Raw genomic sequence first — 12,998 nt, 5'->3', positions numbered from 1 at the left:
GACGCCCCGGGTTGCTCTCAGCGTTTCGCCACTACCTGGTACACAGCTCCTGGGCCGAAGAGCGGCGACGAGACGTAGACCTTGCCTCGACTGCTGATCGCCGTACCGCCCGGAAGGATCAGCTTGCCTGGGGCAAGCTCCTTCTTGTACCCGGCCTTGTGCCACTTGCCCGGGTACTGGAGGTAGAGCGAACCAACTGCCGAGCCGCCCAGCTCCCACTGGAACCAGCTGACCTTCGCCAGCTCGACGACCGCGAGGGTGCGCTTCGGGCCACCGGCCAGGTCGACGATCGACGTGTAGCCGTCGGCGTACCGGGTGCACTTGCCCTTGTACGGCTTGGCCGGGTCACAGACCGCGTTGTACGAGCCGGGCTTGATCCGCCAGATCTGCGACGTTCCTGGCGTCGCCGGGAAGCCGCGGAGCTCACCGACGTACCAGTAGCCGTCCGAGCCGACCGTCACCGATGTGGCGACAGCCTCGGCCAGCATCTTGGTTCCGGCCGGAGGTGCTTCCGGTCCCAGCCCCGAGGGAACCTTGACCGTGCGCGGCTTCAGCCGGGCGACCGTCTTGATGTGGCCGTTCGGCCAGACCCGGAGCAGGTCGTTGCCGGCCGCGTCGGCCACCAGGACCGTGCCGTCCTTGAGCGCGGCGACACCGAACGGGTTGGACTCCGTCGGCGGGCCGTCCTGCTGGTTGTCCGGATCCGGATCCTTCAGCTGGTACTTGCCGATGTCCGCGATCGCCAGCGGCGCCTTGCCCGGGCGCAGCTTGTAGAGCGTCGCGCTGCCCGGTGGCAGCGGCTGGCCCGGCTCGCCACCGGCGCCGGTCAGGGCGTAGGTGACGCCCCACTTGTTGGTGTCGATCGCCGGTGCGAATCCACCCGGCACCTGGCCGAGTTTGCGGATGACCTTGCCGTTGTGCGCCCACGCCTCGTAGACCGAGCCGTCGCCGACGCTGTAGATGATCTTGCCGCCGAACGTGGCGACACCGCGTGGACTGACCAGGCCGGAAACCACTGGTTTGACCGTGGTGCCGTACTTCTTGCTCCCCGCGTCGGCCGGTGCTGCCACCAGCACGGATCCGGCGAGTGCCAGCGCTGCGACCGCGGCTATACGTGTTCGTACCCCCACTGCGAACCCCCTGCATCTGTGCCTCCCCAGGCGTGGAACCCCCTCCACAGACCCTGTCATCGGACCATCAGATCACGGTTAGGTCAACGGGTGAACTCACCGCCACGACGCCACCACAGACGGCAAACCCCATTGCCCGATCAGCAGAACCTGAACAGACTGGCGAAAAGCGGACCGTGCTGAAGGCCGTCGCGGAACCGGTACGCACGCGGACGGCCTACTGGAACGATGTCGTGGCGGACGGACCGCGCCGCCGGGATCTCCTCGACCCGGCCCTCGCCGACAGGCCGGTCGCCGCCATCGGCGTCCGCTGGGGTCTGACCAACCCGGCCCACTTCAACCGAGCCTTCAAGGGTGCCTACGGCCTGCCCCCAGCCGAGTTCCGGGCCGCCTACAGTGCGCTGGGAGTCAACAGCCCGGCACGCTGAGGCAATGCGTCCGGTGCGGTGGCGACGCGAAGCTGACCGCATGAAGGTCGCATTCCTTGCCCATGGCACCCGTGGTGACATCCAGCCGGCGCTGGCGATCGGCGCCGTACTGGACCGGCGCGGTCACTCTGTCAACCTCTGCGTGAACGCCGACCTGGCCGACTGGGCCACGCGGTCCGGCCTGAAGGTGACCGCGTCGGACCTCGACGTCGGCCGCTTCCTGCAGTCGGACGAGGCCCGCGAGATTCTGGCCAAGGGCCGGATCTCCACCCTGGTACGACGGGTGACGGCCGACGAACGGCGGGCCGACGAATCCATCGCCAAGGCGGTCGTCGAGACCACGACGGATGCCGATGTGATCGTCTCGACGCTGGGGATGGCACTGCGCGGAGCCGCAGTGCACGAGACCATCGGGACGCCGGCGATGAATCTGTACTGCGCGCCGCTGACCCCGACCGGTCAGTGGGCAAGCCTGGCCAGTCCGGTCCGTGACTTGCGCGCCGGATGGGCGAACCGCCTGAGTTTCAAGGTCTTCCACGACCTGCTGTGGCGGCAGAGCAGGCCCAGCGTCGACCACCTCTGTGACCAGCTCGGTGCCGAACGGCTGAGCAGCCGTCCCGCCCTCGAGGCGATCCCGTCGTTGCACGTCGTCAGTCCACAGCTCGTCCCTCGCCCTGACGATTGGGGCTCGGGGCAACATCTCGTCGGTCCCGCCCTGCCGGATGCGGACCTGCGTGCCCGGCTCGGCGAGACGATCGTCCCGGCCGGGCTGGAGGACTGGCTGGATTCCGGATCGCCGCCGGTGTACTTCGGGTTCGGCAGCATGCCGGTCCTGAACCCCCGAGCGCTGGTCGATGACCTGATCGCAGTCACCCAGGAGCTCGGCGTACGGGGCCTGATCGGGGCGGGCTGGACTCGGTACGGCGTACGCCGCGAGGAACTGCCGGAGACGCTGTACCTGGTGGATGAGCACCTCGACCACCAGCAGGTCCTGCCCCGCTGTGCGGCGGCCGTCCATCACGGCGGCTCCGGAACCACCGCCGCCGTCACCCGGGCCGGGATCCCGTCGGTTGTGGTCAGCGTGTTCCTCGACCAGCCCTTCTGGGGCTGGCGCCTGACCCAGACCGGCCTGGGTACGACGTTCCCCTATCGCTCCCTTACCCGCGGCCGCCTGACCCGCGCGCTGGCCGAGGTCCTGGCCGAGGGCTACCTCACCCGGGCCCGGACCTTCGCCGCGATCGTCGAGCCCGAGGACGGCGCCACCCGAGCGGCCGACCTGATCGAGCATCAGGCCTTGGCGTAGTCCGACGGGAGCATCCCGGGAGGGCCGAGGACGACGTCGCCCAGCTCGGTCGTCACCGCCATGAAGAGCTCCATGTCGAGCTCCGTCTCCGGGGTGGCCAACTGGACCGGCGTACCGGTGCGGGCGATCAGTTCGGCGAAACCCGCAGGCGTGGAAATGTGCAGGGCGTGGCAGCCTTCCGCGCCGCTGCGGACCGCTTGCGGAACAGGTGTGCACGCCGAGCAAATGCTCAGCGCAGGAGTGGGTCGATGGCTGCGGCGATGAACAGCAGCGCCAAGTAGATGTTGGAGAAGTGGAACAGGCGCATCGGCCGCAGTGCCGCACCCTCGGCGCCGGTGTGGGCCCGGAGCAGCAACGCGCGGGCCTCGCGCAGGAAGACGATGCCCAGGGCGATCGCGGCCAGCGGGTAGACGAAGCCGGTGTCGGCGACCGGCCAGAGCGCGATCGAGGTGATCACCATGACCACGGAGTACGCCATGATCTGCCGGGCAGTGGCCACCGGAGTCGCGACCACAGGTAGCATCGGTACGTCGACCGACGCGTAGTCCTCGCGGTAGCGCATCGCCAGCGCCCACGTGTGCGGCGGCGTCCAGAAGAAGACGACCAGGAACAGCACGAACGGCGTCCAGGCCAGCTCGTTGGTCACCGCGGTCCAGCCGATCAGCGTCGGGAAACAGCCCGCGATCCCGCCCCAGACGATGTTCTGCACGGTCCGGCGCTTCAGCACCATCGTGTAGCCGAACACGTAGAAGGCGTTCGCCGCGAGCGCCAGGATCGACGACAGCCAGTTCACCAGCAGGCCGAGCTCGATCGTGGCCAGGATGCCGAGGACGATGCCGAAGATGGTCGCCGACTTCGGGCTGACCGCGTGCCGCGGCAACGGGCGGCGGCGGGTGCGACGCATCTGCTCGTCGATGTCGCGGTCGAGCACACAGTTGATCGTGTTCGCGCTGCCTGCGGCGAGAATTCCACCGACCAGTGTGGCGGCGACGACTCCCAGGGCAGGCACTCCCCCGGCGGCCAGGAACATCACCGGCACCGTGGTGATCAGCAGCAGCTCGATGATGCGTGGCTTGGTCAGACCGACGTACGCCTTCACCACGTCGCGCACCGACGGACTCAGAACAGCTTCGCCGTCCGGCAGCGGCGTCGGGTACGACGTCGTCGCGGCTGGACGCGGGTCGACGGCCGTCACGAACACCTCGAACTCAGTGGGTTGACGCCGGAGTCCCGGCGCTGACGGTTCGACAGTCTACGACGCCTCGTAGGAGGGTCTTGCCACCCCCCTGGGCGAGTCATCGGTGTGACCTGGGAGACGTCGGGAACAAGCACCATGGCGTCCGGGTTCCGACTCTATGGAAGGCGCCGACGCCCGGGCGAGTAGGCTCGCTCACGGTGACGCGCGGGGGCGCGATCGTGACCGGCCGGTAGGTCGCGGAGCGATCCCCTCGACGCTGACCAGACGGAGTTTTCGCAGCCATCGAGAGGAGCGCCGCCGGCGTGACGGAGAAGACCAGCCCCAAGCTTGAATGGACCGAGCTCGACCAGCGCGCGGTCGACACCGTGCGGGTGCTCGCGATGGACGCGGTCGAGAAGGTCGGCAACGGCCACCCCGGTACGGCGATGAGCCTGGCGCCGGCGGCGTACCTGCTGTTCCAGAAGGTGATGCGGCACAACCCCGCCGACCCGACCTGGGCCGGACGCGACCGGTTCGTGCTGTCGGCCGGTCACTCCAGCCTCACCCTGTACATCCAGCTGTACCTGGCCGGTTTCGGCCTGGAGCTGGACGACCTGAAGGCGCTGCGCACCTGGGGCAGCCTGACCCCGGGCCACCCGGAGCACGGTCACACCAAGGGTGTCGAGACCACCACCGGCCCCCTCGGCCAGGGTGTTGGCAACGCGGTCGGCATGGCGATGGCGGCCCGCCGTGAGCGCGGTCTGTTCGACCCGGAGACGGCGAAGGGCGAGAGCCTGTTCGACCACCAGATCTACGTGATCGCCTCCGACGGCGACCTGGAGGAAGGCGTCTCGGCCGAGGCGTCCTCGTTGGCCGGCCACCAGAAGCTCGGCAACCTCACGCTGCTCTACGACGCCAACAAGATCTCGATCGAGGACGACACCGACATCGCCTTCTCCGAGGACGTGGCAGCCCGCTACGAGGCGTACGGCTGGCACGTCCAGGACGTCGACTGGACCAACGGCGGCACCGGCTACGAGGAGGACGTCCAGGCCCTGTACGACGCCCTCGAGGCAGCCAAGGCGGTCACCGACAAGCCGAGCTTCATCCGGCTGCACACGATCATCGGCTGGCCGGCCCCCAACAAGCAGAACACCGGCAAGATCCACGGCTCCGCGCTCGGCGCCGAGGAGGTGGCCGCGACCAAGAAGGTGCTCGGCTGGGACCCGGAGCAGTCGTTCCAGGTCGCCGACGACGTGATCGCGCACACCCGCCAGGCGCTGGAGCGCGGCAAGGCACTCGAGGACGAGTGGACCACCGGGTTCGAGGCCTGGAAGGCCGCATCGCCCGAGCGGGCCGCACTGTTCGCGCGGCTGGCCGAGCGTGACCTGCCGGCCGGCTGGGCGGATGTGCTGCCGAGCTGGGACGCGGATGCCAAGGGCGTCGCGACCCGGGCGGCCTCCGGCGAGGTGCTGACCAAGCTCGCGCCCGAGCTGCCCGAGCTCTGGGGCGGTTCGGCCGACCTCGCCGGTTCGAACAACACCACCCCGAAGGGCCAGCCGTCCTTCATCCCGGCCGAGTTCTCCACCAAGGAGTTCCAGGGCGACGAGTACGGCCGCGTCCTGCACTTCGGCATCCGCGAGCACGCCATGGGCTCGGTCCTCAACGGCATCGCGCTGCACGGCGGCACCCGCCCGTACGGCGGCACGTTCCTGGTCTTCAGCGACTACATGCGCCCGGCGGTCCGGCTGGCCGCGCTGATGAAGCTGCCGGTCACCTACGTGTGGACGCACGACTCGATCGGCCTCGGCGAGGACGGTCCGACCCACCAGCCGATCGAGCACCTGGCGGCACTGCGGGCCATCCCGGGCCTGGACGTCGTACGGCCTGGTGACGCGAACGAGACGGCGGCCGCGTGGGCCGCGATCCTCGAGCACACCGACCGCCCGGCCGGTCTGGCGCTGACCCGGCAGAACGTGCCGGTCTTCCCACGCGGGACCGACGGCTTCGCCGGCACGGAGAACGTGAAGAAGGGCGGCTACACGCTGCTCGACACCGACGGCACGCCGGACGTTGTGCTGATCGGCACCGGCTCCGAGCTGCAACTGGCCGTCGAGGCCCGCAACACCCTGGCGGACGAGGGCATCAAGGCCCGGGTCGTGTCGATGGTGTCGCGCGAGTGGTTCGACGAGCAGGACGACGCCTACCGCGACTCGGTGATTCCGCCGCAGCTCCGGGCGCGGGTCTCGGTCGAGGCCGGGATCGCGTTGGGCTGGCGCGAGATCGTCGGTGACGCCGGTCGCAGTGTGAGCCTCGAGCACTACGGCGCCTCCGCCGACTACAAGGTCCTGTACGACGAGTTCGGCATCACCGCGGCCGCCGTCGTCCAGGCCGCCAAAGACAGCATCGCCGCCGCCGCGGAACTCGGCGGATCCGGGGTACCGGCAGGGCGTCGCCCGGCCGGCGGTATCGGCCCCGGCGACGACCCGGCGGTGAGCGCCGACCCGAACGCCGACGCCACCAACGAGCGCAACTGACACCACCACAACAGAACATCGGAAGGCTTCGGACATGAACGATCGCTTGAAAGCACTCGTCGACGCGGGTGTCTCCATCTGGCTCGACGACCTCTCCCGGCAGCGGCTGACCAGCGGCGGCCTGGAGACGCTGATCCACGACTCCTACATCAGCGGGGTGACCACCAACCCGACGATCTTCGCCAAGGCGATCTCCGACGCCGACGCGTACGCCGAGCAGGTGTCCCGGCTGGCCGCCGAGGGGGTCTCCACCGACGAGGCCATCCGGGTCATCACCACCGATGACGTCCGGGACGCCGCGGATCTGTTCAAGCCGGTGTACGACGACACCGAGACCGTCGACGGCCGGGTCTCGATCGAGGTCGAGCCCGGCCTGGCCCGGGAGACCGAGAAGACGATCGCCCAGGCCAAGGAGCTGTGGGAGACCGTCGGCCGGGACAACGTGTTCGTGAAGATCCCGGCCACCAAGGAGGGGCTGCCGGCGATCACCGAGACGCTGGCCGCGGGCATCAGCGTGAACGTGACGCTGATCTTCTCCCTGGACCGTTACAAGGCCGTCGCGGACGCGTTCCTGACCGGTCTGGAGAAGGCGATCGAGAACGGCCACGACGTGACCAAGCTGGCCAGCGTCGCGTCCTTCTTCGTCAGCCGGGTGGACACCGAGGTCGACAAGCGACTCGATGCCATCGGCACGGATGAGGCGAAGGCTCTGAAGGGCAAGGCGGCGATCGCCAACGCGCGGCTCGCGTTCGAGGCGTACGAGGAGATCTTCTCCTCCGACCGCTGGCGCGAGATCGAGACCGCCGGCGCCAAGCCGCAGCGGCCGCTGTGGGCCTCCACCGGCGTGAAGGACCCGTCGTACTCGCCGACCCTGTACGTCGACAACCTGGTCACCCGCGGCGTGGTCAACACGATGCCCGAGGCAACCATCAAGGCGGCCGCGGAGCACAGCGAGTTCACCGGTGACACGGTCCGCGGCCACTACGCCGCCGACCGTAAGGTGATCGACGACCTGGAGAAGCTGGGCATCTCGTACGACGAGGTCGTGCAGGTGCTCGAGGACGAGGGCGTGGCCAAGTTCGAGGCATCCTGGTCGGAGTTGCAGGACACCGTCACGGCAGCCCTCAAGGGAGCACAACAGGGGGCGGCCAAGTGACGATTCCCACCGTCAGCACGCAGAACGGCGACTGGGCCGAGGTCGTCGACAAGTTGGTCGCCGAGAAGATCGCCTCCCGGATCGCAGCCAAGGACGCCACCATCTGGGGTCCGGAGGCCGAGCCCGAGGCGTCGATCCGGCTCGGCTGGGTCGACCTGCACGACACCTCGCGGCCGTTGCTGGCCGAGATCGAGGCACTGCAGGCCGATCTCCGGTCGGAGGGTCTCGACCGGATCGTCCTGTCCGGGATGGGCGGCTCCTCACTGGCTCCCGAGGTGATCACCCGGACGGCCGGCGTCGAGCTCGTCGTACTGGACTCGACCGACCCGAGCGTGGTCGCGCGGGCACTGGGCGGCGACCTGCAGAAGACGGTCATCGTGGTGTCCAGCAAGTCGGGCGGCACGGTCGAGACCGACAGCCACCGGCGGGTGTTCGTCAAGGCGTTCACGGACGCCGGGATCGACGCCGCGTCGCGGGTGATCGTGGTGACCGACCCAGGTTCGCCGTTCGAGAAGCTCTCGGCCGACGAGGGCTACCGCAAGACGTTCCTGGCCGACCCCAATGTCGGCGGCCGCTACAGCGCGCTGACTGCCTTCGGATTGGTTCCGTCGGCCCTGGCCGGTGCTGACATCGCCGAGCTGCTGGACCAGGCGGCTGAGGCCGCTCCGGCGCTGCAGGCCGACTCCACCGACAACCCTGCGTTGTGGCTGGGCGCCGTACTGGCTGCCAGTGCCGGGCGGGACAAGGCGATCGTCGCGGCGGACGGCTCGGACATCGTTGGCTTCCCCGACTGGGCCGAGCAGTTGATCGCGGAGAGCACAGGCAAGAACGGGACCGGTGTGCTGCCGGTCGCGGTCGAGCCCAATGCACCGGAGCTGCGGAGCGAGGCCTCCGATCTCACCAACGCTCTGCTGGCCGAGAAGGCGACGAGCGGCGTACCGACTGCTCTGACCTCTGGCTCGCTCGGTGGTCAGTTCCTGCTCTGGGAGGTCGCGACTGCGGTCGCGGGATACCTGCTGGGGATCGACCCGTTCAACCAGCCGGACGTCGAGAGTGCGAAGAAGGCCGCTCGCGGTCTGCTCGACGCGCAGCCCGAGCCGGAGGCGGCGGCGTTCACCGACGGTGTGGTCGAGGTTCGTGGCTCGGAAGGGCTGCTGGACGGTGTGGACTCGCTGAAGGGCGCTGTCGACGTACTGCTCGGCAAGCTCGACTCCGATGGCTACCTGGCGGTCATGGCTTACCTGGACTCCGAGCGGGACGCTGCTCTGGCAGGGGTTCGTCCGGCGCTGGCGACCCGGACGGGCCGGCCGGTGACCTTCGGCTGGGGTCCGCGATTCCTGCACTCCACCGGCCAGTACCACAAGGGTGGCCACCCGCAGGGCGTGTTCCTGCAGATCACCGCGGCACACCCGACGGACGTGGAGATCCCCGATCGCCCGTTCACCTTCGGCACACTGATCTCGGCCCAGGCGGCCGGTGACGCGAACGTCCTGGCCGAACGCGGCCGTCCGGTACTGCGACTCCACCTGACCGACCCGGCGAGCGGCGTACAGCAACTCAGCGCCCTCTTTGCCCACTAGTCCTGTTCGGCAACTAGACAACCTCGGAGGGAAGCGGCTGATGACCGCTGAGCTCGACGAAGAGCTGACCGGCCCGGTCAACCCGCTGCGGGATCCGCAGGACCGGCGGCTGCCGCGGATCGCCGGGCCTTCCAGCCTGGTGATCTTCGGTGTCACCGGTGACCTGGCCCGCAAGAAGCTGATGCCGGCGGTCTACGACCTCGCGAACCGGGGGCTGCTGCCACCCGGTTTCGCCCTGGTCGGGTTCGCCCGGCGCGACTACACGAACCAGGACTTCGCGCAGGTCGTGCACGACTCCGTCAAGGAGCACGCCCGGACCCCCTTCCGCGAGGAGGTGTGGCAGCAGCTGGCCGAGGGCTTCCGGTTCGTGCCGGGCGATCTGACCGACGACGAGGCGTTCAAGCGGCTGCGGGAGACCGTGGACGAGCTGGACATCACCCGCGGGACCGGTGGCAACCACGCGTTCTACCTGTCCATCCCGCCCGGCCTGTTCCCGCAGGTCGTGCAGCAGCTGTCCGAGCACGGTCTGACCGACGAGGTCCCCGGCTCGTGGCGGCGGGTGGTGATCGAGAAGCCGTTCGGCCACGACCTGAAGAGCGCCCGTGAGCTGAACCAGGTGGTCGAGTCGGTGTTCCCGCCGGAGGCGGTGTTCCGGATCGACCACTACCTCGGCAAAGAGACCGTGCAGAACATGCTGGCGCTGCGGTTCGCGAACGCGATGTTCGAGCCGGTCTGGAACAGCCACTACGTCGACCACGTCCAGATCACCATGGCCGAGGACATCGGCATCGGCGGCCGGGCCGGGTACTACGACGGCATCGGCGCGGCCCGGGACGTGATCCAGAACCACCTGCTCCAACTGCTCGCGCTGGTCGCGATGGAGGAGCCGGTCAGCTTCGACGCCTGGTCGCTGCGGCAGGAGAAAAAGAAGGTGCTGGCTGCCGTGAAGCTGCCGGACCGCCTCGACCTGCACACCGCACGCGGTCAGTACGCCCCGGGCTGGGCCGGCGGCGTGAAGGTGAAGGGCTACCTGCAGGAGGACGCCATCCCGCCGGACTCCGCGACGGAGACCTTCGCCGCACTGCGGCTGGATGTGGACACGCGCCGCTGGGCGGGCGTCCCGTTCTACCTGCGCACCGGCAAGCGCCTCGGCCGTCGGGTCACCGAGGTCGCGGTGATGTTCAAGCGGGCACCGCACCTGCCGTTCAGCAAGACGGAGACCGAGGAGCTCGGCCAGAACGCACTGGTGCTGCGGATCCAGCCGGACGAGGGCATCACCATGCGCTTCGGCGCCAAGGTGCCGGGCACGGCGATGGAGATCCGCGACGTGAACATGGACTTCGCGTACGGCGGTTCCTTCACCGAGTCCTCCCCCGAGGCGTACGAGCGGCTGATCCTCGACGTACTGCTGGGCGACCCGCCGCTGTTCCCGCAGCACACCGAGGTCGAACTGAGCTGGAAGATCCTCGATCCGGTGATCAACTACTGGGCCAAGCACGGCAGGCCGGAGCAGTACGCGTCCGGCGGCTGGGGCCCGGACTCCGCCCACGAGATGCTCGCCCGCGACGGACGCGCCTGGAGACGGCCGTGACATTGATCTGGGGGACGACCCCCAGACCCCCGAAAGGACTCCAGTGATCATCGACCTCACCGACACGACGTCGAGCGAGATCGCGTCGGCGCTGCTCCGGGCCCGCCGGAACGCGGGCTCACCGGCCATGGGCATGGTCGGCACCATCGTGGTGGTCGTCGACGAGGCGTCCCACCACGACGCGATGAAGGCCGCGAACGAGGCCGGCCGCGAACACCCGTCCCGGGTCCTGGTCGCGATCCTGCGACCGGGCCGGGGTGCGCCGAGCCTGGACGCCGAAGTGCGTGTAGGCGAAGGCATTCCGGGTGAGGCGGTGCTACTGCGGCTGCACGGCGAGCTGGCCAAGGTGCCGGAATCCGTGGTCACACCGCTGCTGTTGCCGGACTCTCCCGTCATCGTGTGGTGGCCGGGTGGCGGGCCGAAGGTCCCGGCGGATGACCCGCTGGGCCGCCTGGGTCGTCGCAAGGTCACCGACGCGGCCGCGACCCGGCGCGCATCGGTCGACTTCTCGGCGCGGGCCGAGGGCTACCAGCCCGGCGACACGGACTTCGCCTGGACCAGGCTGACGCCGTGGCGGGCGCTGATGGCCGCGGCCCTCGACCAGTACCCGACCAAGGTGACCGGCGCCGAGGTGGTGTCGGCCAAGGGCAACCCGAGCGCCGACCTGATGGCGGCCTGGTTGCAGGAGCGGCTCGGTGTCGCGGTCGAGCAGAAGACTTCGCGTGGCCCAGGCGTCACCGCCGTCCGGATGTTCACGCCGACCGGGCCGATCTCGCTGACGCGACCGGACGGCGCGGTGGCAACGTTCAGCATTCCGGGCCAGCCGGACCGGCCGGTGGCCTTGAAGCGCCGTACGACGTCCGAGCTGCTGAGCGAGGAGCTGCGGCGGCTCGACCCGGACGAGGTGTACGCGCGGACGCTGGCGTGCATGGTCGAGCGGGAGGCGATGCCTGCCGATGCGAAGAAGGTGAGCGCGGTCGACCGCCGGTCGGCGCAGTCGGCGGCGTCGAAGGCAGCCTCGCGAACGGCGGCCCCGGACGTGCCGGCGCCGAAGGAGACCGCGGCCAAGAAGACCGCGGCCAAGAAGACCGGGGCCAAGAAGTCCGCCACCAAGTCTGCTGCGAAGTCTTCTGCCCGGACGTCCGCTGCCCGGAAGTCCGTTGCGAAGAAGGCGGTTGCGGCGAAGACCGCGGCCACGAAGACCGCGAGTAAGAAGACGGCGGCGAAGAAGAGCACGGGCAAGAGGGTGGCGGGGCGGTCATGAGCTCCCCGTCGATCCTGGTCAACCGCGACGCCGAGGGCCTGGCCCACGCCGTCGCGGCCCGGCTCATCACCCGGCTGGTCGACGTACAGAGCAGCGGCAAGGTGGCTCAGGTCGTCCTGACCGGCGGCCGGGTCGCCTCGGCCGTCTACCGGGCTGTCGCCGAGTCGCCGGCCAGGAGCGCGATCGACTGGCGGCGGGTCGAGTTCTGGTGGGGTGACGAGCGGTTCCTGCCGGACGGCGACCCCGAACGGAACGAGACGCAGGCCCGCGAAGCCTTGCTCGACCACGTGGATGTGGACCCGGGCCGGGTCCACCCGATGGCGGCTGACACCGGCCAAGGTGCCGAGGCCGCTGCGGCTGCGTACGCATCCGAGTTGGCCAAGGCGGTGAGTGCCGGCGATCGGGACGGCGTACCGACGTTCGACGTACTGCTGCTCGGCGTTGGTCCCGACGGGCACGTCGCATCGCTCTTCCCGGAGCACCCGGGGCTGCACTCCGAGGACGTCTCGTCCATCGCCGTGCACGGCGCCCCCAAGCCGCCGCCGACCCGGATCTCGCTGACCTTCCCAGCGCTGAACCGGTCGCACGAAGTCTGGTTCGTCGTCTCCGGCGAGGACAAGGCGAAGGCGGTCCGGCTGGCGCTGTCCGGGACCGGCCGGCTGCAGATCCCGGCGGCCGGCGTGCAGGGCCTCAACCGCACGCTGTGGTTGCTCGACGAGGCGTCGGCAAGGGAAATCCCCAGCAGCATTCGGGCACCACGCACCTGATCTCGAGGCCCGGTTCTGATCCGCGTACGTCGCGGGGGCTTGGACAGCAACTGGTGGGTTGGGAG

Annotated in this window: 10 protein-coding genes; 8 read left to right on the top strand and 2 right to left on the bottom strand. The window is 69.4% G+C overall.

What is annotated here, in order from left to right:
- Positions 1–17 precede the first annotated feature (17 nt).
- The gene (locus EV652_RS18690) at positions 18–1,130 is read right to left on the bottom strand and encodes a ScyD/ScyE family protein (RefSeq protein ID WP_199238263.1); all 1,113 of its coding nucleotides are present in this window, start codon (positions 1,128–1,130) and stop codon (positions 18–20) included.
- Positions 1,131–1,306: 176 nt separating this feature from the next.
- Here EV652_RS18690 and EV652_RS44645 point away from each other — a divergent pair, with 176 nt between their 5' ends.
- Positions 1,307–1,558, top strand: a complete 252-nt coding sequence (locus tag EV652_RS44645) for a helix-turn-helix domain-containing protein (RefSeq protein WP_199238262.1) — start codon at positions 1,307–1,309, stop codon at positions 1,556–1,558.
- A 40-nt stretch (positions 1,559–1,598) separates the two neighbouring features.
- Positions 1,599–2,861, top strand: coding sequence for a glycosyltransferase (locus EV652_RS18680; protein WP_158441187.1), 1,263 nt, complete (start codon positions 1,599–1,601; stop codon positions 2,859–2,861).
- A gap of 229 nt (positions 2,862–3,090) precedes the next feature.
- On the opposite strand, the gene EV652_RS18675 is transcribed toward EV652_RS18680, so the two are convergent.
- The gene (locus tag EV652_RS18675; protein WP_242001884.1) at positions 3,091–4,005 is read right to left on the bottom strand and encodes a heme o synthase; all 915 of its coding nucleotides are present in this window, start codon (positions 4,003–4,005) and stop codon (positions 3,091–3,093) included.
- A gap of 434 nt (positions 4,006–4,439) precedes the next feature.
- Between EV652_RS18675 and tkt the strand changes: the two genes are divergently transcribed.
- The 6 genes from tkt to pgl are packed head-to-tail and all read left to right on the top strand — an operon-like array spanning position 4,440 to position 12,933.
- Positions 4,440–6,575, top strand: a complete 2,136-nt coding sequence (gene tkt / locus EV652_RS18670) for a transketolase (RefSeq protein ID WP_242001883.1) — start codon at positions 4,440–4,442, stop codon at positions 6,573–6,575.
- 34 nt (positions 6,576–6,609) lie between these two features.
- Complete coding sequence (gene tal / locus EV652_RS18665) at positions 6,610–7,731, top strand: transaldolase (RefSeq protein ID WP_132210429.1); 1,122 nt, start codon at positions 6,610–6,612, stop codon at positions 7,729–7,731.
- Positions 7,728–9,311, top strand: coding sequence for a phosphoglucose isomerase-related protein (locus tag EV652_RS18660; RefSeq protein ID WP_132210428.1), 1,584 nt, complete (start codon positions 7,728–7,730; stop codon positions 9,309–9,311). Before tal ends, EV652_RS18660 begins: the two co-directional genes overlap by 4 nt.
- A gap of 40 nt (positions 9,312–9,351) precedes the next feature.
- Positions 9,352–10,902 (top strand): glucose-6-phosphate dehydrogenase, encoded by a 1,551-nt coding sequence (gene zwf, locus EV652_RS18655; RefSeq protein ID WP_132210427.1) that lies wholly within the window; start codon positions 9,352–9,354, stop codon positions 10,900–10,902.
- A gap of 43 nt (positions 10,903–10,945) precedes the next feature.
- Complete coding sequence (locus tag EV652_RS18650) at positions 10,946–12,166, top strand: glucose-6-phosphate dehydrogenase assembly protein OpcA (RefSeq protein ID WP_132210426.1); 1,221 nt, start codon at positions 10,946–10,948, stop codon at positions 12,164–12,166.
- Positions 12,163–12,933, top strand: a complete 771-nt coding sequence (pgl, locus tag EV652_RS18645; protein WP_132210425.1) for a 6-phosphogluconolactonase — start codon at positions 12,163–12,165, stop codon at positions 12,931–12,933. Before EV652_RS18650 ends, pgl begins: the two co-directional genes overlap by 4 nt.
- Positions 12,934–12,998: the final 65 nt, after the last annotated feature.

The organism is Kribbella steppae, assembly GCF_004342025.1.
Classification (GTDB): domain Bacteria; phylum Actinomycetota; class Actinomycetes; order Propionibacteriales; family Kribbellaceae; genus Kribbella; species Kribbella steppae.
This window is presented reverse-complemented; position numbering and strand designations above follow the sequence as displayed.

Bases quoted from the DNA above. Each gene is read 5' to 3' on its own strand.
- EV652_RS18680 (WP_158441187.1), top strand. From the start codon at position 1,599: ATGAAGGTCGCATTCCTTGCCCATGGCACCCGTGGTGACATCCAGCCG.
- tkt (WP_242001883.1), top strand. From the start codon at position 4,440: ATGGACGCGGTCGAGAAGGTCGGCAACGGCCACCCCGGTACGGCGATG.
- tal (WP_132210429.1), top strand. From the start codon at position 6,610: ATGAACGATCGCTTGAAAGCACTCGTCGACGCGGGTGTCTCCATCTGG.
- zwf (WP_132210427.1), top strand. From the start codon at position 9,352: ATGACCGCTGAGCTCGACGAAGAGCTGACCGGCCCGGTCAACCCGCTG.
- pgl (WP_132210425.1), top strand. From the start codon at position 12,163: ATGAGCTCCCCGTCGATCCTGGTCAACCGCGACGCCGAGGGCCTGGCC.